Origin of the sequence: Undibacterium sp. CY21W, from assembly GCF_014284265.1 — a bacterium.
Lineage (GTDB): Bacteria > Pseudomonadota > Gammaproteobacteria > Burkholderiales > Burkholderiaceae_D > Undibacterium > Undibacterium aquatile.
In genome coordinates this window covers 668804-690514 of the sequence record NZ_JACOGE010000001.1, presented here as the reverse complement: position 1 = coordinate 690514, position 21711 = coordinate 668804, and the positions used below count along the sequence as shown (strand labels likewise).

The 21711-nt window shown below is 51.7% G+C and carries 18 protein-coding genes and 1 tRNA gene; 11 read left to right on the top strand and 8 right to left on the bottom strand.

The genetic code is table 11. The features are described from left to right. Positions 1-58: 58 nt before the first annotated feature. From H8K29_RS03110 to mutM, 6 genes are all read right to left on the bottom strand, one after another. Positions 59-1213, bottom strand: a complete 1155-nt coding sequence (locus tag H8K29_RS03110) for an ABC transporter permease (RefSeq protein WP_186896341.1) — start codon at positions 1211-1213, stop codon at positions 59-61. Positions 1214-1218: 5 nt separating this feature from the next. Continuing rightward, a complete protein-coding gene (locus tag H8K29_RS03105; protein ID WP_186896340.1) occupies positions 1219-2088 on the bottom strand; it encodes an ATP-binding cassette domain-containing protein in 870 nt (289 codons plus the stop codon). Beyond that, positions 2085-3518, bottom strand: a complete 1434-nt coding sequence (locus tag H8K29_RS03100; RefSeq protein WP_186896339.1) for an alpha/beta hydrolase — start codon at positions 3516-3518, stop codon at positions 2085-2087. The genes H8K29_RS03105 and H8K29_RS03100 overlap by 4 nt, the downstream gene beginning before the upstream one ends. 175 nt (positions 3519-3693) lie before the next feature. Further along, positions 3694-4860 (bottom strand): A/G-specific adenine glycosylase, encoded by a 1167-nt coding sequence (gene mutY, locus H8K29_RS03095; protein WP_186896338.1) that lies wholly within the window; start codon positions 4858-4860, stop codon positions 3694-3696. Between the two features lie 11 nt (positions 4861-4871). Further along, a complete protein-coding gene (locus H8K29_RS03090; protein ID WP_186884714.1) occupies positions 4872-6809 on the bottom strand; it encodes a dynamin family protein in 1938 nt (645 codons plus the stop codon). Positions 6810-7108: 299 nt separating this feature from the next. Next, complete coding sequence (mutM, locus tag H8K29_RS03085; protein ID WP_186896337.1) at positions 7109-7930, bottom strand: bifunctional DNA-formamidopyrimidine glycosylase/DNA-(apurinic or apyrimidinic site) lyase; 822 nt, start codon at positions 7928-7930, stop codon at positions 7109-7111. Positions 7931-8114: 184 nt separating this feature from the next. Between mutM and H8K29_RS03080 the strand changes: the two genes are divergently transcribed. The 7 genes from H8K29_RS03080 to ggt all read left to right on the top strand — a co-directional run bounded on the left by H8K29_RS03080 (position 8115) and on the right by ggt (position 15518). Beyond that, positions 8115-9962: a lipopolysaccharide assembly protein LapB gene (locus tag H8K29_RS03080; protein WP_186896336.1), complete on the top strand. Its 1848-nt coding sequence runs from the start codon at positions 8115-8117 to the stop codon at positions 9960-9962. 96 nt (positions 9963-10058) lie between these two features. Then, the gene (lolB, locus tag H8K29_RS03075; RefSeq protein ID WP_186896335.1) at positions 10059-10676 is read left to right on the top strand and encodes a lipoprotein insertase outer membrane protein LolB; all 618 of its coding nucleotides are present in this window, start codon (positions 10059-10061) and stop codon (positions 10674-10676) included. Further along, positions 10673-11515 carry a 4-(cytidine 5'-diphospho)-2-C-methyl-D-erythritol kinase gene (gene ispE / locus H8K29_RS03070; protein WP_186896334.1) on the top strand — a complete coding sequence of 281 codons (843 nt, stop codon included), beginning with the start codon at positions 10673-10675 and terminating at the stop codon, positions 11513-11515. Before lolB ends, ispE begins: the two co-directional genes overlap by 4 nt. A gap of 83 nt (positions 11516-11598) precedes the next feature. Further along, positions 11599-11675 (top strand) — tRNA-Gln (locus H8K29_RS03065). Positions 11676-11797: 122 nt separating this feature from the next. After that, the gene (locus tag H8K29_RS03060; protein ID WP_186884709.1) at positions 11798-12760 is read left to right on the top strand and encodes a ribose-phosphate pyrophosphokinase; all 963 of its coding nucleotides are present in this window, start codon (positions 11798-11800) and stop codon (positions 12758-12760) included. A 115-nt stretch (positions 12761-12875) separates the two neighbouring features. After that, positions 12876-13475: a 50S ribosomal protein L25/general stress protein Ctc gene (locus H8K29_RS03055; protein WP_186884708.1), complete on the top strand. Its 600-nt coding sequence runs from the start codon at positions 12876-12878 to the stop codon at positions 13473-13475. 333 nt (positions 13476-13808) lie between these two features. Beyond that, complete coding sequence (gene ggt, locus H8K29_RS03050) at positions 13809-15518, top strand: gamma-glutamyltransferase (RefSeq protein WP_370527134.1); 1710 nt, start codon at positions 13809-13811, stop codon at positions 15516-15518. Positions 15519-15764: 246 nt separating this feature from the next. Here ggt and H8K29_RS03045 read toward each other — a convergent pair whose 3' ends face one another. Further along, complete coding sequence (locus tag H8K29_RS03045) at positions 15765-16358, bottom strand: 5-formyltetrahydrofolate cyclo-ligase (protein WP_255423231.1); 594 nt, start codon at positions 16356-16358, stop codon at positions 15765-15767. Between the two features lie 70 nt (positions 16359-16428). Here H8K29_RS03045 and H8K29_RS03040 point away from each other — a divergent pair, with 70 nt between their 5' ends. From H8K29_RS03040 to H8K29_RS03025, 4 genes are all read left to right on the top strand, one after another. Beyond that, positions 16429-18375 carry a lytic transglycosylase domain-containing protein gene (locus H8K29_RS03040; protein ID WP_255423230.1) on the top strand — a complete coding sequence of 649 codons (1947 nt, stop codon included), beginning with the start codon at positions 16429-16431 and terminating at the stop codon, positions 18373-18375. After that, the gene (locus H8K29_RS03035) at positions 18362-19075 is read left to right on the top strand and encodes a glutathione S-transferase family protein (protein ID WP_186896331.1); all 714 of its coding nucleotides are present in this window, start codon (positions 18362-18364) and stop codon (positions 19073-19075) included. The genes H8K29_RS03040 and H8K29_RS03035 overlap by 14 nt, the downstream gene beginning before the upstream one ends. Beyond that, positions 19072-20325, top strand: a complete 1254-nt coding sequence (locus H8K29_RS03030) for a multifunctional CCA addition/repair protein (protein WP_186896330.1) — start codon at positions 19072-19074, stop codon at positions 20323-20325. Before H8K29_RS03035 ends, H8K29_RS03030 begins: the two co-directional genes overlap by 4 nt. An 82-nt stretch (positions 20326-20407) precedes the next feature. After that, complete coding sequence (locus tag H8K29_RS03025) at positions 20408-21088, top strand: GNAT family N-acetyltransferase (RefSeq protein ID WP_186884703.1); 681 nt, start codon at positions 20408-20410, stop codon at positions 21086-21088. Between the two features lie 37 nt (positions 21089-21125). Here the strand turns inward: H8K29_RS03025 and H8K29_RS03020 are convergent, their stop codons facing one another. Further along, entirely contained in the window at positions 21126-21629 is a 504-nt protein-coding gene (locus tag H8K29_RS03020; protein ID WP_186896329.1) for an Lrp/AsnC family transcriptional regulator, read from the bottom strand. Between the last annotated feature and the right edge of the window lie 82 nt (positions 21630-21711).

Genomic DNA, 21711 nt, shown 5'->3' with positions numbered 1-21711 from the left:
ATAAGGACATCAACGGGGTTTTCTTAAAAATAAGGGGGGAGTATCGCTAAAATACGCGTTACACCATCACTACCTTGCGCATTTTCTGCGCAATATACATCAGACAAATCACGGTAATCAGAACGCAGGTGGCAAGCGCCATACCAATCGTCAGCGGGTGCAGCACCTCGCCTTTTAACACCTGATTCATCATCTGATTCTGCGCCAGCACCGGCACCCATTTGAACCAGGCCGGCTCACGCCCCGGGAACAAAATCGGAATCAGGCTGACGAACGGAATGAACATGGTCACGATCTGATTGCGAACCTGCGCTTCTTTGTAGCTTTTACAATCGAGCGCAATCGCGATCTGCAACGCCGCCATGCTTGCCGCCAACGGCAACAGCACCATCAGAAAACCAATCGCATCCTTGATACCGAATTGAAATTCGGCGCGCAAAGTATCATTTTTAATCAGCCACTGCGACGGAAAAAAGCTGAAGATCGTCAACACCACCACTCCCATTCCTACCGCCGCTACCGCGCCCCATTTGCCTATCGCCAGTTGCCAGCCGCTGACCGGATTCATCATCAGCGGTTCGAGCGAGCCGCGCTCACGTTCACCCGCGGTGGTGTCAATCGCGGCATACATGCCACCGATGATAATCGCCATCAATACCATCATCGGCAGCATTTCCGTGATCGATGCTTTGCGTTCTTCCGGCTTTTGCAAACGACGTTCCCTGACCTCAATCCGTTGCAATAATTCTGTAGAAATGCCGCGCATGGTCAAGCCCATCAGCGTGGTTTCCTGTGTGAAGGCTTCCAGCAAACGCTTGAGTGGTCGCAAGCCGAATTCGGCCTGACGATTATTACTGTCATACGCGACTTCGAGAATGGCTTTATCGCCCGTCATCAGTTTCTTTTCAAAATCCTGCGGCACCAGTAACACCGGCTGATCGAGCTCTTTACTACGTGATTTGGCCTCATAATCCACCGGAGCAGCTTTGATCTGATATCCCTGCCGCAAAATGAAATTTTCCAGTTGCGGCGCATATTCGATACCAACTGCCAGCACTGTGCGTTTCTCTTCCTGTGATTCGACCTGCGATAACACAGTCGAGAAAATAAACAGCATCAGAGGAACGCCAAGCAGGGAACTCAGCAAGGCCGTCATCAACGTGCGGCGGTCGCGCAAAGCATCTTTTATCTCTTTGCGAAAAATCGTTAACATCTCTTTCATCCGCGCGCTCCCATCGTCATATTAGTCGTCACATTAATCGTCACATTAATCGTCACATTTTCGGTCTGCAAAAATGCCAGCTTCACGAAGGCATCTTCAAAATTGTTTTCTTCTGCCTGTTGCAACAAGCCTGCAACGGTGCCGCGCGCAACATTTTTCCCCTGCGCCACGATGACGACATCGTCACACAGACGTTCCACTTCCTGCATGATGTGGGTGGAAAAAATAATGCATTTGCCGCCGCCTTCGGCAGAACGCAACCAGCGCAAAAATTCTCGCAACGCGCGTGTCGCCACGACATCCAGACCATTGGTAGGTTCATCAAGAATGATGTTTTTGGGATCGTGCACCAATGCCCGTGCCAGTGCTGTTTTCATGCGTTCGCCCTGACTGAAACCATCGGTACGTCTGTCCAGTAACGCGCCCATTTCCAGCCAGTGCGACAGTTGCTCGGTGCGCTGTGCCGCCTGCTCTGCGGACATGCCATGCAACAGACCATAGTAGTGAATATTCTCGCGAGCCGTCAGTCGCGGATACAAGCCGCGCGCATCGGATAACACGCCCATCTGCGATTGCGTTGATGAAACGCCCGCCTGCACCTTGATGCCATCGACCGTAATGTCACCACGATCAGGATTCAGTAAGGCGGCGACCATGCGCAAGGTAGTCGTTTTACCGGCACCGTTGGCGCCAAGCAGGCCAGTAATCGCGCCGTCCTGCGCAGTAAAACTGACACCGTTCACGGCATTCACAACTTCATTTTTTTTCTTCATCAGCCCCAACAATCGCGCAATATCGGTGATATTTTTTGTGTTGACTTTTCCTTGTCTGACGAAGGTCTTATGTAAATCGTTGACGATAATCATGGCTGCACTTCCTTTCCGGCTTGCAGAGCTTGCCACGCTAATGGGCGTGGAATCTGACGTACACAACTGCTATCAACTTTCAGCGCATCGGTATTTTCTTTGGCGTTCAGAAAACGATAAACCACATCCCGCACGCAGCCTTGCGCCAGCAAACCATGACCAGCGTTCTCTATCGTGATATGCACGGCCTGCGAACCCAATGCTTTCGCAACGGCTGCACCATGCCGTATAGGCGTGACCGGATCGATGCCACCGCTCATCAACATGACTGGTGACTGTGCTGCTGGAATCGAGAAAAATTCCGCCGGAATACTGGCGCGTGGCCAGTTTTTACAAGTGCGCTGATACATATCCGTCATCAGCTTTTCAAATTCATCTTTAGGAGGAGCTAAGGGGCGCGCAAATATCTCGGAACACCAGACCGAAAAATGCATGCCGTAATTAATTCCTGCCGGGCCGGGCAGATTCGTAGCGCCACTCAAAGTAACCAGCGGCTGGTAGTTGCCCTGACCTGCCTGCGTCAGCGCATACGGCAAACCGGCGAGCGTCGTCGGTGCATACAAGGTCTTATGCACCAGACTCAAAAGAACGTCATGCGTCATATTGAATTTCAACGGTGTACCCAGGCGAGGATGCGTGACACTGACAGATTGCGGCATACGCGCGCTTAAACTTTTCCATTGCTGTGCCAACGCCGGATAAGCCGCGTTGCACGATGCTTGCCGGGCACAATCCTGAAACACACCATCCAATGCAAGCTGCGCATCCGCGGCGGGCAGACTCATGTCCGGCGGCACCACACCATCGAGCACCATGCGCTTCACTGAAAGGGGAAATTGTCTGGCAAATTCAAGACCTACGCGGGTGCCATACGAAGCACCGACCAGATTAATTCTGTCGTACGCCTGTTGCTTGCGCACCGCTTCAATATCCTGTACCGCGATACTGGTACTGTAAAAACGCAGATCACCGTGCGGCAAGGTTTTTAAACGCGCCAGACAAGCGTCTGATTGCTTTTGCATCTGCACGTCATCGGCAACGTCTGGTGAATTTTCGAGTTCAGGACAAGCCAGCGAGGCGCTGCGCCCGGTACCACGCTGATCGACAAAGACCAGATCACGTCGCTTATTTAAACGACTCAACATGGCCTGCCCAAAGCTGGCGAGACTGATCGCACTCTGCCCCGGCCCACCGGCAAGCAAGAACACGGCATCAGGCAGTTTATTTTTATCCTGCGAAGGCAATACAACGTAATGCACATCGATTTTTTTACCGCCCGGCTCCGCCGGATTCAACGGCCGTTGAACTTTTCCGCATCGTAATTCCTGAGGAAATTCAGGTAAACGGCAGGGGCTGGTGACGGTATCAGCGGCGAACGACGCACCGACTGAAAAAATACCAAAAACCGCAAGGAAAATATGCTTTCGCAAGGTGGTCTCCTGAATAAACAATATCGAGGAGCGTAGTGTAAAGCGAACAATATATAAAAAGTCCGTCTTGCGACAAAACAACGAAATCAGTGACGAAAACCACGGATAAGAGGATGAGTTCGCGATTGCCTCGAGTGGCAATGAATCATCTCAGTGACAAAACCGCGACAAACAATTAAAGCTGCAACTCCGCTTGCGCTAAGGAGTTCAGCAAAGTTTTGATCGGCGCTGGCAGGCCCGCATCAGCCGCCTGCTTCAAATCCAGCCAGACATAATTGGCGTCAGCCACTTGTGGTGCATGTTGCGTCAGCTCGGCCACCACTGTATGAATATGCAATTTAAAATGTGTGAATACATGCTCAATCACCGGTAATTCACGACGGATTTCAACCTCGCCAAATCGCGCAGTCAGCGCCAGCAAGGCTGGTGTCTTCACCTTGAAAGTCGTACCTGCTTTGCCAGCATCATCCTCAGTCGCGATATGTTCCTGCATGCCGTCAACTTCGGGCAATGACAGTAAGCCGCCCCAGATGCCGCTGTCAGGGCGCCGCTCTAATAAAACCCGATTCTGATCCAGCAGCAATAGCATCACAGCGCGCTTTTCTTTTACTTGTTTCTTCGGCTTGCGGGTGGGTAATTCGGCGGTACGGCCTTCGGCAAAAGCAACACAGCGTGCCTGCAAAGGACAACGCCCGCAAGCAGGGCTGCTGCGGGTACACAAGGTGGCGCCGAGATCCATCAGACCTTGCGTGTACGATTCAACACCCTCTTCCGGCAACAGCGCGAGCGCACGTTGCCACATACTGTCTTCGATAACTTTGGTACCAGGGTAACCGGCAATACCGAATACCCGCGCAAAGACACGTTTGACATTGCCATCGAGAATGGCCGCCACCGTGCCATAGGAAAATGCTGTAATCGCGGCGGCAGTGGAACGACCTATGCCCGGCAATTGTTCGAGCAAGGCCTGATCCGTGGGAAACTGCCCCTGATATTTTTCCACAACTTGCTTTGCGCACTGATGCAGATTGCGGGCGCGGGTGTAATAGCCGAGTCCGCTCCAGTGCGCCATCACATCTTCAGCGGGTGCGGCGGCAAGATCAAAGACGGTGGGGAAACTTTGTAAGAATTTCTGGTAATACGGAATGACCGCGCTCACCTGCGTCTGCTGCAACATGATTTCGGATAACCAGACGCGGTAGGCTTCGCGGCTTTGCTGCCAGGGTAATCCATGTCTGCCATGTTGTTTCTGCCACCGTATCACCGTTGCAGAAAAATCGGGATCAACAAATTCAGGGTGAATAAAATTGGCGGCCGCAGCCGCCGGAATACGACGTTTCATTAATTCTCGACTTATGCCGCGACCTTCAGGTTTTTCAAGTCTGCGCTCAATGCTGCTTTCAAATTGTCCTGCATCTGTTGCAAACCCTGCTTCTGTGCATCCACCTCGGCTTGCAGCGCTTCGAATGAGGCAATTTTATCTTCCAGGCTATCGGTCGCAACGTGTATCCGTTGTATCGACTGCATGCGGTTTTTCAGTTGATTTTTGTGTTCACGGATTTGCGCTTCTAACGGTGCCATCACCACTTTCTGCCAGGCTTCCACATCTTTATTTGCCTGTAAAAAGTTTTGCTTTACACGCGCCGCAACAGAATCGAAAAACTTACGCATCAGGGCGACACGGGTGTTCGTCAACATGGTCGTCGCGTTAAATTGTTTCTGATATACGACTTCGATTGCGTCCAGTTCTTTGATGTATTTATCCAGAGAAAACGGCATCGGTGCGGATAAGGCCAGACCATGTTCGGTCGAGAATTTACGGTACATCACGACCATCATTTCTGATATTTCATCCGTCTTTTTATTGGACTCAATCAGATTCAGGCGCACCTGCGCAAAGAAGTGTTTGATTGACTCGCGCAAGCCCAGCGACAAATAACTTTTTTCCATCGCTTCACGGGTCTTGCGTATTTCTTCTCGCAAAATATCCATGCCGAGATTGGTGTAGACCTCGGTCGACAGGCGAGTAAAGACGGAACGTGTTCCTTGCATACGGATCAGGCTCGCATCAAATTCTTTTTTCTCTGCGTCGACACGTTTCATCATGTGTTCGATCACATTCATGTTTTTGCCACGCAAACCTTTGAGCTCCAGCATCTGCTCCACGACGTTCCGGCCGCGCGATGAAATGATGGCCTGTTGCGTAGCAGCGATTTCATGGATATCGGATTCCAGTTGGGCGCGGATGATGTCTTGTTTAGCCGGAATCAACTCTTTCGATAACGCGTATTCCAGTGCAGGCAAGCGGGTTTTCGCCAGTAAAGGCGCATCTTTGTTGATCTTGGCGACCAGCCCTTTTTGTGCCGACACAGGAAAAATCTGCTTTTCTTCAATCGCCAGCGTATGCGCAACGGTAGTCACCTGACGCGACAACTGTTTTTCAATTTCTTCCGGTGTGCGCAACTCGTCCCACATGCTGTCGATCTTGTTCAGTACGACCATGCGTCCTGGCCCGCCACCGATATGGTTGCGCCAGACATCAATATCACTCTTGGTGACACCGGTATCAGCTGCCAGAATAAACAAGACGGCATGCGCATTCGGAATCAGATTCAGTGTCAGTTCAGGCTCGGTACCGATCGCGTTCAAGCCCGGCGTATCAACGATGATCAGGCCTTCCTTTAATAAAGGATGAGGGAAGTTCACGATGGCATGACGCCATTGAGAAATTTCCACCATGCCGTTTTCGTCAACTTCCAGCGCGGCATCCGGGTCATCTTCATCAAACAAACCATATTGCTTGGCCATCTCGATACTGACTTTCTTGGTCAGACTGACTTGCTTGAATGCTTCCAGCATGCCATCACCGGAACTGATATTCAGCGGCAGCACTTTCCAGACGTGGCTCTGACCTTTGTATTCGCTGGTGGACTGCGCCTCTGCGCGGGTCTCTATCGGCAACAGGCGTATACATGGCGGAATCGTGTCGTCATACAGTAATTCTGTCGGACACATCGTCGTGCGCCCTGCTGAAGAAGGCAGAATGCGCTGACCATAATCGGCAAAAAAAATCGCGTTAATCAATTCAGATTTACCGCGCGAAAATTCCGCCACAAAAGCGATCGACAACTTATCGTCAACCAGACGTTCCATCAGGCGCGCAAGTCGCTGGTCTGTCGCCGTATCGGCCATATCCGATCCATTCGTCCAGGCGCGATACTGTTCAAGTGCACGTACAACTCCCTTGCGCCACTCACTGTATTCTTGGAATTTTTGGACCAGATTGCTCATGTTTCCCTCGGTTAATTTCTTATTCGTTCAAGTATATATGGATGGACGAAAAAATACCCGTAAATCCAGCTTTCACTCACAATTCGAAACACAAATGCCACAGGATTTACGCAAAGTTGTGCTAGCCAGGCTAAAAAGTTTTTTTGCTTTGGGAAACATCGCTGGTAAGCAATGTCCGTTTCGCCAGCAGGCAACATCTTGCCTGAAACCCTGGCTACACCATGGCGATGAAGACAACCGAATAGCACGGCCACGAGTCATAACGCTGCTGGTGCGGTATTGCGTCAGTCCTATGCAATTTACTTCTGACAATGCGGACAATAAAAGCTGCTGCGTTGCCCTTGCAATATTTTGCGCACAGTATGCCCGCAAAGTCGGCAATCTTCACCTGCGCGATCGTAGACGAAGTAATTTTGCTGAAAATAGCCGCTTTGTCCGTCAACTCCGACGAAATCTTTTAAGGTGCTGCCGCCCTGCTCTATCGCTGCGGCCAAGGTTTCGCGAATCGCCTCGGCCAGCAAACGATAACGGACAAGGCTGATGCGTTTTGCCTGAATTTTTGGGTTAATTTTTGCTTTAAACAGACTTTCCGATGCGTAAATATTGCCAACGCCGACCACGATATCGCCTGCCAGCAATACCTGCTTGATCGCAGCACTGCGCTGCCGGGTCTGGCGAAACAGCAATTCTGCACTGAACTGATCTTCCAGCGGTTCAACACCCAGATTTTTCAGCAAGACATGATGATCAAGATCCCCATCCGCCAAGGCATGCCAGAGTACCGCGCCAAAACGACGCGGATCCGTCATCCGCAACGCCTGCCCGCCGACGATGATATCAATGTGATCGTGTTTTTCTGGCGGCGTTGTCGCTGGCAAAATACGCAAATGCCCCGACATTCCCAAATGAATCAGCAGCGTGCCATGCTGAAAATGGAGCAACAGATATTTACCGCGCCGTCCTGTCGCAAGTATGGTGTGCCCCGTCAGCAAAGCAGGTAAATCTGCGGGAAAAGGCCAGCGTAAGCCAGCGCGCCGCATGATCACAGCGGTCACCCGCTGCCCGGTTAAATGGGGCGCAACGCCACGACGTGTCACTTCAACCTCAGGTAATTCGGGCATAGTCTGGAACTTTTATATCAATGAAGTTTCTAATTTTGCAGAGTTCAGAAAGTAAAGCGGCATTCATGTGCATGAACATGAGTCGTCGCCATATACAATTTGAAACAGGGTCAGGCGTGTCAGCTCCCACGCGTTGGCTACTTCGGCGTAAAATCAGCCATCCACAGTTCATTTCGGGTTCGTCTTGAAAACTATCTCTGCATTTGTCACCACATCTATTGTATCCGTACTTCGTCCGGCGGCTTACCTCAGTTGCGCCGCGCTGCTGTCTGCCTGTGCCGGCATCGGCGGGTTACATAATTTTAAATCCGAAGACACCCATCATGTCAGCGATGCAGCGAAAGCGGCTCTGTCTGCCGATCAGGATCTGAACGGCGCCAGCCCGGCGATTGTCGAAAACAAAGATAAACTGCCTGCGGTCGCCCTGACAGACGAGTTGTTATACAAAATACTGACAGCAGAAATCGCGTACCAACGCGGTAACTGGCAGGCGGCGTATATCACTCTGATGAGCACCGCTCAGCAAACCAGCGACCCGCGTCTGGCAAAGCGTTCAGCGGAAATCGCCCTGAGTGCGAAACAACCCGGCGAAGCGCTGGCAGCAATCCGTCTGTGGCGCGAACTGGCACCAAACTCAAATGAAGCGACCCAGTATTATCTGGGCTTCATGGTCATGAATAATAATCTGGCCGAAATCCAGAAAGTGTTTTCAGAAAAGCTCAAAGAAGCTGACCCGAAACAATACGGCGTCATCATGTTGCAAACCCAGCGTCTGCTGGCACGCGGACGTGATAAAAATGCCGCATTTGACGTTCTGGAAGAAACCTTAGCGCCCTACAAATCGCTGCCGGAAGCCCATCTGGCGCTGGCGCAAGGCGCTTACAGCAAAGGCGACAACAAACGTGCCGTTGAAGAAGCGCAACTGGTTCTGAAAACCAAAACCGATTCGCAACTGGCGATACTCACCATCGCGCAGGCATCCTCGCAAAAAGATGCCGCCAAAGCGATGGCGGCATTTCTAGCCAAAAATCCGGATGCGCGCGATGTCCGCCTGGCCTACGCCAGTATCCTGATCGATTTAAAACAGCTGGACAAAGCCAGTGTCGAGTTTGAGCATATTTTGCGCGACAAACCCGATGATCTGAGCGCGATTTACACACTAGGTTTGCTGGCGATGGAGAAAAAACAGCCGCAACAAGCCGAAGAATATTTCATGCAGCATCTGAAAATCGTCGAAACCAAAGGTGAAGACCGCGACACCACGCCAGTGCTGCTGAATCTGTCCAGAATCGCGTTCGAACGCAAGGACTACAAAGCCGCACAAGAATGGCTGAGCAAGGTTGAATCCTTTGATGGCCGCAATTCTGCATGGTTTAATGTACAGATGCGTCGGGCAAACTTATATGCCCGTGATGGCAAGCTCGACAGTGCGCGACAATTGCTGAAAGACCTCAAACCGGCAAATCCGTCTGAACAACTGCAGATCATACAAACCGAAGCGCAAATTCTGCGCGACAGCGGTCTGCCAGCAGAAGCCGATCAGGTTCTGCAAAACGCGATCAAAACCCATCCGGATAATGCAGACCTGCTGTACGACTACGCAATGCTGCTCGAATCACAATCAAAGTATGCAGAAATGGAACAGGTTTTACGGCGTGTGATCAGCATTGAGCCAAAGAGCCAGCATGCCTACAATGCGCTCGGATACTCGTTTGCCGACAGAAATATCCGCCTTGATGAAGCGCTGACACTGATCGCAAAGGCAAACGAATTATCGCCGGATGATCCATTCATTCTGGATAGTTTAGGCTGGGTGAAATTCCGCCTCGGGCAATTTGATGACGCAGAAAAAGCCTTGCGCCGCGCTTATGAATTGCGCTCCGATACCGATATTGCCGCCCATCTTGGCGAGCTGTTATGGACGCAAGGTCAGAAAGATGCGGCACGCAAAATCTGGCGTGAAGGTCGCACCAAAGACCCGAAAAACACTTCCCTGAAAAATACGCTGGAACGCCTGAATGTGAAGCTGTAAGCGCTCAGTCAAGACCTTCAGATAATGCATATACTCTGGTGGGGTATATGCATTATTTTTAATATAGTCCAATAAAATAAAGGGCTCCAGAGCATCATGAACAGATACTCCCGCATTTTCATGCTTCTGACAGGCTTATCCGGCGCGCTTCTCAGCAGTGCCTGCAGCAGCCTTCCACAAGCAACAACAAACAGTGCAGAACGACTGCACAGCGTCAGCCGCAGCTATCAGGAAACCATACACCTGAGCGGTAAAATCTCCGTTCGCTACGAACACAACAACAAACCGCAAAACCTGCCCGGCAGTTTCGAGTGGGAACAAACCGGCAACAGCTTGCAGATCACATTGTTCTCTCCGGTTGGACAAACGATCGCCAAAATCACCCAGAACGAGCGTGGCGCGTTACTCGAACAGGAAGGCAAAATGCCGCAACAGGCCGACAATCTGGATCAGCTACTTGCCGATGCTCTGCGCTGGCCGCTACCGGTGTCTGGGATGCGCGACTGGCTGCAAGGCTTTATCCGTCAGTCTGATGGCAGCAGAACCGCGCTGACAGCCAGCGATCAGACCATCAGCAGCGACGGCTGGAATATCCGCTACGCGAGTTGGCACGAATCGACAAATTCCCCCAAGCGCATTGATTTAAATCGCTACACTACGAGTGCCGGCGAAGTAACCCTGAACATTTTTATTGAAGCGCCACAGAACCCATGACGCAACGACTCCTTGCCTGTCCGGCTCCCGCCAAACTGAATTTATTCCTGCATGTGACTGGTCGGCGCGCCGATGGCTACCACTTGCTGCAAACCGCATTTCAACTGATAGACCGTTGCGATACGCTGGACTTTGAAGTTCGCGACGATGGTCAGATCATCCGCTCCAACGATATTCCCGGTGTGCCGGCAGGCACCGATCTGATCGTGCGCGCCGCGCGCCTGTTGCAAGACAAAACGCAATGTCAGCTTGGTGCGAATCTGACACTGCATAAAATTCTGCCTATGGGTGGCGGACTGGGTGGCGGTTCCTCCGATGCAGCCACCACACTGATGGCACTAAACCAGTTGTGGCACACAGGTCTGAGTAAAACTGAACTGATGTCGCTGGGCTTGCAGCTCGGTGCCGATGTACCGTTTTTTATCTTTGGCGAAAATGCTTTTGCGGAAGGCGTCGGTGAAGAATTGCAGGCAATTCAGACGCCGGAACGCTGGTTCGTCGTCATCGAACCCGGCGTGCAAGTGCCGACACCTGCAATTTTTTCGGCAAAGGAGTTGACAAGAGACAGTAAGATCGTCAGAATAGCGGACTTTTCCAGCAATGCAGAAATGTTCTGGAAAAACGATCTGCAAACAGTTGCCTGCGCAATGTTTCCTGAGGTTGACGAAGCGGTTAGATGGCTGTCACAATTCGGAAACGCGAAGATGACAGGATCAGGATCTTGTGTTTTTTGTGCTTTTGCCGACGAATCGGCAGCAGACAAAGTGATAGCGCAAATGCCTGAACGCTGGACATCGTGGAAAGCAAAAGCACTGAATCGCCATCCTATGGATGAATGAAGCAGAAGTAAAAAAGATTTGGTCTGATGCCGATTTGACGCTAAAATAGCGGTCGATTCTGGACGACAGACAAACGGTTGAGTAGGGGAGTCGCCAAGCTGGTTAAGGCACCGGATTTTGATTCCGGCATGCGAAGGTTCGAATCCTTCTTCCCCTGCCATTAAAATTAAAGCCGCCGCATAGATTCTGCGGCGGCTTTTTTAGTTTTTACTTTTGATTTTTTTGCAAAAAGTCTATGCAAATAAATCAGGTCCTCAAAAAATTCAGCCAATAGGTCCCGCCATGGCAAACGCGCGCGCAAATGACAACATGATGGTCTTCACTGGCAATGCCAATCCGGCATTAGCAGCTGGAGTCGTCAAACAACTGGGCATTCCTCTAGGTAAAGCAGATGTTTCAAAATTCTCCGACGGTGAAGTGATGGTCGAGATTAATGAAAACGTCCGTGGTAAAGATGTCTTCGTTTTACAATCCACCTGTGCTCCAACCAACGACAACCTGATGGAAATCATGTTGATGGTCGATGCACTCAAACGTGCTTCTGCTGGTCGCATTACAGCAGCCATTCCTTACTTCGGTTACGCCCGTCAGGATCGCCGCCCACGCTCAGCGCGTGTCGCGATTTCTGCCAAGGTGGTCGCGAACATGCTGGAAGAAGCCGGCGTTGACCGCATCATGATCATGGATTTGCATGCCGATCAGATTCAGGGTTTCTTCGACATTCCGGTCGATAACATCTACGCGTCGCCAATTTTGCTGGGCGATCTGGTCTCGAAAAACTATGACAACCTGCTGGTTGTTTCCCCGGACGTCGGCGGTGTGGTACGTGCCCGCGCTCTGGCAAAACGCCTCGGCTGCGATCTGGCGATTATCGATAAACGCCGTCCGAAAGCCAATGTGTCAGAAGTCATGAACATCATTGGTGAAGTCGAAGGCCGTAACTGCGTGATCATGGATGACATGGTCGATACCGCAGGTACGCTGACCAAAGCAGCAGAAGTATTGAAAGAACGTGGCGCCAAGAAAGTGCTGGCGTATTGCACGCATCCGGTATTATCCGGTCCGGCCATCCAGCGCATTACCCAATCACCGCTCGACGAGCTGGTGGTGACGGACACGATTCCATTATCCGAGGCAGCACGCGCCTGCCCGAAAATCCGTCAACTGTCTTGCGACAGCTTGCTGGCAGAAACCTTCCGCCGTATCACCAAAGGCGAATCAGTTATCTCCCTGTTCACGGATTAATTTGTACCAGTTTCGGCGCTGTCTTTTATCTGACGGCGCTTTTTTATGAATCCCTGGTCGCGGGGATTCTTTATCGCAAAACGACAAACCGTTTTGCATTTTTTGGAGTAACACCATGAAAGTTATCGCATTTGCACGCAAAGAACAGGGGACCGGAGCGAGCCGCCGCCTGCGCAATGCTGGCCAAACACCTGGCATCATCTACGGCGGCACAGAAGCACCAGTCGCTATCACTCTGGATCACAATGCGCTGTACCATGCATTGAAAAAAGAAGTATTCCATTCTTCTATTCTGGATCTGGAAGTTGACGGTAAAGTAGAAAAAGTTCTGTTGCGCGACTTCCAAGTCCACGCATACAAACAATTGGTATTGCACGCTGATTTCCAACGCGTTGATCCAAATAAAGAAATCCACGTTAAAGTGCCTCTGCACTTCGTGAACGCTGACGTATCCCCAGCAGTAAAAACTTCTGGCGCAGTCATCAGCCACGTAGCAGTTGAGCTGGATGTATCCTGCTTGCCAGCAAATCTGCCAGAATTCGTTGAAGTTGACCTGTCCAAACTGGAAGCTGGTCAATCTATCCACGCATCTGGTCTGAAACTGCCAAAAGGCGTAACAGCTGTTGTACACGGTGGTGATATCACTATCGCTATCGCAACGGTACCAGCAGGCGCAGTTTCTGCTGAAGCTGAAGCCGGTACTGAAGCGAAATAATTCTCGCGAATTCATTTCGTTTTACCGCTGAAAAGCCACCTTACGAGGTGGCTTTTTTATTTTGACGATAGCTCTGGACTGAGCTCCCCTACTCTCTTTACACATCCGCACAAGAGCGCCGCATCGCCCGTCAATCGCACACGACCCACGTGCAAATCACCTATCGATATGCGATAGAAATATATTCGTCGCCAGACTAAGCAGATACACTGTCGGCTGCGCATTATGCAACGCACACCAGACATGACATCACGGAGAATTCGCGTGTTACTAAAGAAAAAATCGGGGCTGACGCCATTCATTGCAGCCAGCTTCACGGGTTTCAGCCTCGCTATCAGTCTCGCCGTCAGCCTCACCATCAGCCCACTCCCCGCACAGGCGCAAATCGCGGCGAACATCCGTTACGATACCAATTTCCCCATCATCAGCCCGGTCAGCAGTCGTCAAGGTATGGTCGCGACCGAACAGGCTTTGGCCAGTGAAGTCGGTGTAAAAATACTCGCGCAAGGTGGCAACGCTGTCGATGCGGCAGTCGCCACCGGATTCGCTCTCGCAGTTGTGCTGCCGAATGCCGGTAATATCGGCGGCGGCGGCTTCATGCTGATTCACGATAGTCGTTCCGGAAAACAGATCGCCCTCGATTTTCGTGAAAGCGCGCCGGAAAAAGCCCACAAAGACATGTATCTCGATGCCAGCGGCAACGTTATTCCCGGCAGTTCCACCCACAGCCATCTGGCGATAGGCGTGCCCGGCACCGTCGCCGGTCTGGAGCTCGCGCTCAGCAAATACGGCAGCATGAAACTGAAAGATGTCGTCGCACCCGCGATCCGTCTGGCGGAACAAGGGTTCACCGTCACGCCTTATCTGGCCACCTTGTTGCAGGCCGAACGTGAGCATCTTGGAAAATGGCCGTCCAGCCGGGCGATTTTTTTCAAAGATGGACGACCATTGCAGGCCGGTGAAAAGCTGGTTCAAAAAGACCTTGCGCATTCGCTGCGACTGATAGTGTCACAAGGTTCCAAAGCATTTTACGAAGGCGAGATTGCAAAGAAAATTGTCGCCGAAGTGCAGCAGCATCAAGGCTTTATCAGCGCCAGCGATCTGAAGAATTACAAGGCGATAGAGCGCCAGCCAGTCAAAGGCAATTATCGCGGCTACGAGGTCGTTTCCATGCCGCCACCCAGCTCTGGCGGTGTGCATATCATCCAGATGCTGAATATGCTGGAACACTACCCGCTCAGACAGCAAGGTGCCAACAGCGCGCTGACCTTACATCAACTCAGTGAAGTCATGAAGCTCGCTTATGCCGACCGTTCCGAATATCTGGGCGACCCGGATTTCTACACCGTCCCCAAAAAAGGACTGACTGCGCGCAGCTACGCCGATGAACTCGTCAAAAAAATTAATCCTGAGCGCGCCACGCCTTCGGCAGAAATCAAGCCAGGCCAACCACAAGCCTATGAAAGCGACCAGACTACGCACTACAGCGTGGCCGACAAATTCGGCAACGTTGTCGCAACGACCTACACCCTGAATCTGAATTTCGGCAGCGGCATTGTCGCCAGCGGCACTGGCATCGTGTTGAATGATGAAATGGATGATTTTTCCGTCAAGGCTGGCGTACCGAATGCGTTCGGACTCATCGGCGGCGCCGCTAATGCGATACAGGCAGGTAAGCGCCCGCTAAGCTCCATGTCCCCGACCATCGTTTTAAAAGATGGCAAACCGTTTCTGGTCACAGGTAGCCCCGGTGGCAGCCGCATCATTACCACCACGCTGCAAACGATCTTAAATGTGATCGACCACGGCATGAACGTCGCCGAAGCAACGATAGCGCCACGCATTCACCAGCAATGGATGCCGGATCAGCTTTATTTTGAAAAAGGCATCAGCGCCGACACCTTAAAAATCCTGACAGACAAAGGCCAGAATCTGAAACAGGCACCGGTGATAGGAAAAACCCAGACCATACAAGTCAGCGATGGCGTGTTTTACGGCTTTTCTGATTCCCGCAATCCAGATGGTAAGGCGCTGGGGTTTTAAAGAACGACATTGCTGATCGCATCGCGGGGCGTATCAATGCAGCTTATTGTTGCGCCCTTATCTTCCCTGTTTTGATATCGGATCAATACTCCCGCATCATAAAAAAACACCGATTTTTAGCATACTCCCCCTCTTTTTTATCAAAATCATGCTCTTGTCAGCGAAAAATAAGGGGGTAAATATATACTCCCCGGGAGTATATAAAGCACATAAAACGCCTAAATTACCTCTGTTACACCAACTGACTCAAGCCAGACATCCGGTTTCGGTCATGATCTGCGTCATAGGAATGTCGTGTTCACCCGGCGCAAAGTCGGCGCAGGCGCACTGGTAGGCGATGCCGAGGCTGACCGCATCTGGCAGACCGGGCAGCGTTCTGTCGTAATAACCACCACCATAACCGAGACGATAGCGGGCGGTATTAAAACCAACGCAGGGAATCAGCAATGCAGCTGGCGTCACCAGATGATTACGTTGCGCCGGTAAAGGAATGCCGTAATCATCCGTCAGCATCGCATCCCCTTCGCACCAGGCGAGAAAGCGCAAAGGTTCCTCTTTCGCGCTGACCCAGGGCAATGCGAGTTGTATGCCCATTCCAGCAATCGCGGCGTAGCAGGAACGCAAGTCAGGCTCAGCCTGTATCGGCCAGTAAACGGCCAGACTGGCGGGTTTTTCCTGACGGCACCACGCCATTAAATGATCTGCGATTTGTGCGTCCCATTGCTGGCGTACAGCTGCGTCAAGCTGACGACGGCAATCTAATAAATATCGTCGCAAAGCACTGCGATTCTGGTTAAGTTCTGCGAGGCTGGTGTGTCCGCTCAGAGGTGGCTGTGTCATACTGTCAGAAATAGATTTTGATAGCGATGCAAAGATGTCTGTGAAAAATAAATTAGCGCAATGTAGCCTCATGATCTTAGCAGGTTTGAGTGTTTTACCCAGTGCGTATGCGGCCTCTCCCAAAAAGAGTTTCATCAATGATGATGATCGCTTCATGGCCTTACGCGATGCAGGCTTGCATGAAGATGCGGCAAGTGCCGAGCAACATGCGCCGGCACTCGCGCAATATGAAATTCCCTCGTATGTCGATTACTACCGCCTTCGCTCACATCTGCAGCGGGCATCGAATACGGAATTCCGCGAATTCATCAGCAAATACGAAGGCAGCGCCATCGCAGACCGCTTGCGCAATGACTGGTTATCTTTGTTAGGCAAGCGCGGCGAATGGGATTTATTTGATCAGCAATATCCGCAGTTTGTGGTGGCTGACGATAATCAGTTGCGCTGTTACGCCCTGCTATCAAAAGCATATAAGCAGCAGAAAGTCGCCAACGACGCCAAAGCCTTGCTGAACGCGCCGCGTGATTATGGCGAGGGCTGTTACAGTCTGGTGAGCTATCTGGCAGCAAATGGCCAGCTCAGTCAGGCGGATTTGTGGACACAGATACGCATGGCGGCAGAATACGGTGCCGTACCGCTGGCACAACGCTTGGGGAAACTGCTGGATTTGCCGGAAAAAAAGCTGAGCGCGGCACTGGAAAAACCTGCGAGTCTGTTAAAAACCGGGCCGGAAAATAACCGGATTTCCAAAGAGTTGTTCGTCATCGCGCTGGGTCGCGCAGCAAAGTCTGACCCCGAAGACGCGGCAGAAAAATTATCCCGCTTCAGCGCCAAACTCAACGACAGCGAGCGCGCGAATGCGTGGGCGCAAATTGCCTTACAGTCGGCGCTGAAATTAGAACCGGAAGCGCTGGCTTACTGGGTACGCGCGGATGGCGCCACCTTGTCGCAGGAAGCCTACCAATGGCGGGTGCGTACTGCATTGCGTGAAGGCGACTGGAAAATCGTTAAGACAACAATCGCGCTGATGCCTGCCTCACTGAAAAATGAACCGGCCTGGATTTACTGGCTGGGACGCGCACTGAAAGCCGAAGGCAAAAACGAAGAAGCGCGGCAGTTATTTGCCAGTATCGCAGATCAGATTCACTTCTACGGCCAACTCGCGCTGGAAGAAAACGGTCAGAAAGTCGGCGTGCCTCTGACTTCCAGACCCGTCACTGCCGAAGAACTGGCGGCGGTGGAGCGCAATCCGAATTTGCAACGTGCGCTGAAATTTTATTCCATGAATCTGCGGCTCGAAGGCACGCGGGAATGGAATTGGGAATTACGCAAAATGACAGAGCGGCAGCATCTGGCCGCCGCAGAACTGGCGCGTAAAAACAATATGCTGGATCGCATGGTGAATACCTCTGACCGCACCCGGGGCGAATTCGATTTCAACCAGCGCTACCCTACGCCGTTCAACGACAGCATGTACAAAACCACGCAGGCGCTCGGACTCGATATGGCGTGGGTGTATGGTCTGATCCGTCAGGAGTCGCGGTTCGTTATGCATGCGAAATCGCATGTCGGCGCATCGGGATTGATGCAAATCATGCCAGCGACGGCCCGCTACGTCGCCAAAAAAATTGGTCTGGGTAATTTCGTGCCGGAACAGGTCAATGATATCGATACGAATATTGCTCTCGGTACCAATTACCTCAATATGGTGCTGACCGATCTGGGTGGTTCACAGGCACTGGCGTCCGCCGCCTATAACGCCGGGCCAGGGCGTCCGCGCGCGTGGCGGGCAAAGCTGACGCGCCCAGTTGAAGGCGCCATTTTTGCGGAAACCATTCCGTTTGCAGAAACCCGTGGTTACGTCAAAAATGTCTTGTCCAATGCGACCTACTACGCGGCATTGTTCGAGAGAAAACCACAATCGCTGAAAGCCCGTCTCGGCATCGTCGTGCCCAAAGGCATGTCTGCCAATGATGCCGAAATACCTGAAGAGTCTACGAACAATGCAAGATACTGAAATGCTTCCCGCGCTGGCCGCACTGATGGATGAACGCCGTTCCCGTATGGTGCTGGTGATAGGCAATAAGAATTACTCATCGTGGTCCATGCGCGCATGGGTAACCATGAAAGCCTTTGGTATTCCATTTGAAGAGATACGCATACATCTGGATCAGCCTGATACCACAGCAAAAATTTCAGAATATTCGACGGCCGGAAAAGTGCCGGTGCTGATCGCCAACGATATTACCGTCTGGGACTCGATGGCGATTTGCGAGTTTTTGGCCGAACAGTTTTCTTTATTAAATTTATGGCCGGAAGACACGGCCGCGCGTGCATTTGCACGTAGCATCTGCGCTGAAATGCACGCCGGATTTTCTTCGTTGCGTTTTGACATGCCGATGAATATCCGGGCTGATTTACATGGCAAAGGTCATACACCTGGCGCGCAGGCGGATATAGGCCGGATTTGCGAAATCTGGGAAGATTGCCTCGCACGTTTTGGCGCCCATGAATTTTTATTTGGCGCATTCTCCATCGCTGATGCGTATTTCGCCCCAGTCGTCACGCGCTTTAAAACCTACGGCGTTTCCTTAGCGCCAGCGCTGGAAGCTTATGCAGACAGAGTCTGCGCACACCCGGCCGTAGCGCAATGGATACTGGAAGCCAGGGCCGAAACAGAATCTGCCCCCTGGCATGATGCCCGTCCCCCAAAATGAGTACGAAGCAAATCTATATCGTCGGCGGCGCTGTCCGTGATTCACTGTTGGGATTGCCGGTACAGGACAGGGATTATGTCGTCGTCGGCAGTACACCGGAAGAAATGATCCGGGATGGTTTTCAGGCCGTGGGTAAAGATTTTCCGGTTTTTCTGCATCCGAAAACCCACGAAGAATATGCGCTGGCACGTACCGAACGTAAAACCGCAGCCGGCTACAAAGGCTTTGTTTTTCACACCGATGCCAATGTCACACTGGAACAGGATTTAATCCGACGCGATCTGACGGTGAACGCGATGGCGCAAGACAGCAACGGCCAGATTACCGATCCGTTTGGTGGTCAGCAGGATTTGCAACGACGCGTATTACGACATGTCTCTGCCGCATTTGCGGAAGACCCAGTGCGCATACTGCGGGTTGCGCGCTTTGCTGCGCGCTTCGCCTTACCGCCGCACAACTTTACCGTTGCCGACGAAACCAATGCGCTGATGCAAGAAATGGTGGCAGCCGGGGAAGTCGACGCGCTGGTGCCAGAGCGCGTCTGGCAAGAGCTGGCGCGCGGTCTGATGGAGGTCAAACCATCGCGTATGTTTGAAGTCTTGCGCGCCTGCGGTGCTCTGAAACGATTACTGCCCGAACTGGATGCGCTGTGGGGCGTGCCGCAACCGGAAAAACATCATCCCGAAATTGATACCGGTGTTCATGTCATGCTAGTCGTCGATTATGCGGCGCAACAGGGGTATTCGCTGCCGATCCGGTTCGCTTCCTTGATGCATGATCTCGGTAAAGGTACTACGCCGCCGGAACTCTGGCCAAAACACCACGGTCACGAGGAGCGTAGCGCAAGGCTGGTCGATATCGTCTGCCAACGCCTGAAAGTGCCGTCAGATTGCCGCGATCTGGCTTACATGACCGCGCGCGATCATGGCAATGTTGGGCGTGCGTTTGAAATGCGTGCGTCGACTATCCTCGATTTTCTGTCCCGCAATGATGCGTTCCGTAAACCACAACGTTTTAGCGACATGCTGCGGGCGGCCGAGTGTGATTGTTTTGGTCGTGCGGGCCTTGAAAACACAGAATTTCCACAAACTGCGTTTTTAGAACGGGCACTGAATGCAGCGCAGCAAGTGAATGGCGGTGAAATTGCACAGCTCTGTAAAGATCAGCCCAAACGCATCCCGGAAGCCATACGCGACGCCAGAATTGCGGCGGTGCAACAGATTAAAAAACAGACTCCACTCTCACATTGACAATGTTTTCTGGAATAATCAGAACAGATCGCCTACAATGCTTTGTGCACTGCACAAATTCTATTTGCAGTAAGGACATGTCATGAATCCTACCGATATTTTCCCCATTAATTTCAATGAACATTCCGGCAGCAACAAGCCTGCTGTCTACGTCAAAGAATTGTCTGAAAAAGACCGGCATCGCATACTCAAACATTTTCTGGCATTAGAAGAAAGTGATCGTTTACTGCGTTTTGGCACCTATCTGCCGGATCCCATGATAGAAAAGTATGTTAATGGTCTGGACTTTTCCCGGGATAAAGTATTCGGTGTGCTGAGCCGTAACTTCCGGCTGGTCGGCGTCGGTCATCTGGCATTTGCGCCGCGCAGCGAAAAAGATGAGGCTACCGATAAAGATACGGTCGCTGAATTTGGTGTCTCGGTATCCAAATCAGCACGCGGTAAAGGCGTTGGCGCCAAACTGTTCGAACGCGGCGCGATTCATTGTCGCAATGCCGATGTAGATACCTTGTACATGCATTGTCTGTCGTCAAATCAGACGATGATTCATATCGCCAAGAAAGCAGGCATGGAAATCCAGCGCGAATACGGCGAGGCCGATGCCTATCTGAAATTATTGCCAGCCGATGCAGTCAGCGTTCTGAAAGAAGCCGTGCAGGAACAAGTTGCCGCTATTGATTACTCGATCAAAGCGAATACCCGTGCCGCCGTCAAATGGCTCAGACACTTGCCGGGTATGGGCAACCACTCTGAAAAAAAATAGTCACCGCGCGGCGAATCATATACTCGCTGATTCGCCGTCAAGCCGTGCCTGACACTGGCATGGCCGTCGTCTCTTTGATCTGCTGTAATGCAAAGCTGGATTTCACATCCAGCACAGCCGGATGACGCAATAAGGTCTCCATCATGAAGCGTGAAAAATGATTCATGTCTTCGACATGCACGCGCAGTAAATAGTCCATTTCACCCGTCATCGCGTAACACGCCACCACTTCTGGCCATTGCCCTACCGATGCAGAAAAATCGTCCCGTGGCGACCGCGAGCCACTCTTTCCGGGCAAATCATTGTGTTTTTCCAGGCGCACATTCACGTACGCCAGCAAACCCAGACCAATCTTGGCAGGCTCGAGCAAAGCCACATACTTGCGTATCACACCACTCTCTTCCAGTCGCTTAATACGACGCAGGCAAGGTGAAGGTGACAGATTCACGCGCTCTGCCACCTCCTGATTCGTCAGCCGCCCGTCGGCCTGCAAGATCGCCAGAATTTTACGATCAATTTTATCGAGAGGAATTTCAGCCATTATTTGCCAATATTTAAAATAAATAAGACATATTATTGCTCAAATAAGAAATACCTTAGGTTATTTTGAAATTTAATGGCGC

What these genes read in the sequence shown, in the direction of transcription:
- H8K29_RS03035 (WP_186896331.1), top strand. Translation starts at nt 18,362, where the DNA reads ATGCAAGATACTGAAATGCTTCCCGCGCTGGCCGCACTGATGGATGAA.
- H8K29_RS03020 (WP_186896329.1), bottom strand. Translation starts at nt 21,629, where the DNA reads ATGGCTGAAATTCCTCTCGATAAAATTGATCGTAAAATTCTGGCGATC.
- H8K29_RS03055 (WP_186884708.1), top strand. Translation starts at nt 12,876, where the DNA reads ATGAAAGTTATCGCATTTGCACGCAAAGAACAGGGGACCGGAGCGAGC.
- lolB (WP_186896335.1), top strand. Translation starts at nt 10,059, where the DNA reads ATGAACAGATACTCCCGCATTTTCATGCTTCTGACAGGCTTATCCGGC.
- H8K29_RS03045 (WP_255423231.1), bottom strand. Translation starts at nt 16,358, where the DNA reads ATGACACAGCCACCTCTGAGCGGACACACCAGCCTCGCAGAACTTAAC.
- H8K29_RS03105 (WP_186896340.1), bottom strand. Translation starts at nt 2,088, where the DNA reads ATGATTATCGTCAACGATTTACATAAGACCTTCGTCAGACAAGGAAAA.
- H8K29_RS03110 (WP_186896341.1), bottom strand. Translation starts at nt 1,213, where the DNA reads ATGTTAACGATTTTTCGCAAAGAGATAAAAGATGCTTTGCGCGACCGC.
- mutM (WP_186896337.1), bottom strand. Translation starts at nt 7,930, where the DNA reads ATGCCCGAATTACCTGAGGTTGAAGTGACACGTCGTGGCGTTGCGCCC.
- H8K29_RS03025 (WP_186884703.1), top strand. Translation starts at nt 20,408, where the DNA reads ATGAATCCTACCGATATTTTCCCCATTAATTTCAATGAACATTCCGGC.
- H8K29_RS03040 (WP_255423230.1), top strand. Translation starts at nt 16,429, where the DNA reads ATGATCTTAGCAGGTTTGAGTGTTTTACCCAGTGCGTATGCGGCCTCT.
- H8K29_RS03030 (WP_186896330.1), top strand. Translation starts at nt 19,072, where the DNA reads ATGAGTACGAAGCAAATCTATATCGTCGGCGGCGCTGTCCGTGATTCA.
- mutY (WP_186896338.1), bottom strand. Translation starts at nt 4,860, where the DNA reads ATGAAACGTCGTATTCCGGCGGCTGCGGCCGCCAATTTTATTCACCCT.
- H8K29_RS03060 (WP_186884709.1), top strand. Translation starts at nt 11,798, where the DNA reads ATGGCAAACGCGCGCGCAAATGACAACATGATGGTCTTCACTGGCAAT.
- ispE (WP_186896334.1), top strand. Translation starts at nt 10,673, where the DNA reads ATGACGCAACGACTCCTTGCCTGTCCGGCTCCCGCCAAACTGAATTTA.
- H8K29_RS03090 (WP_186884714.1), bottom strand. Translation starts at nt 6,809, where the DNA reads ATGAGCAATCTGGTCCAAAAATTCCAAGAATACAGTGAGTGGCGCAAG.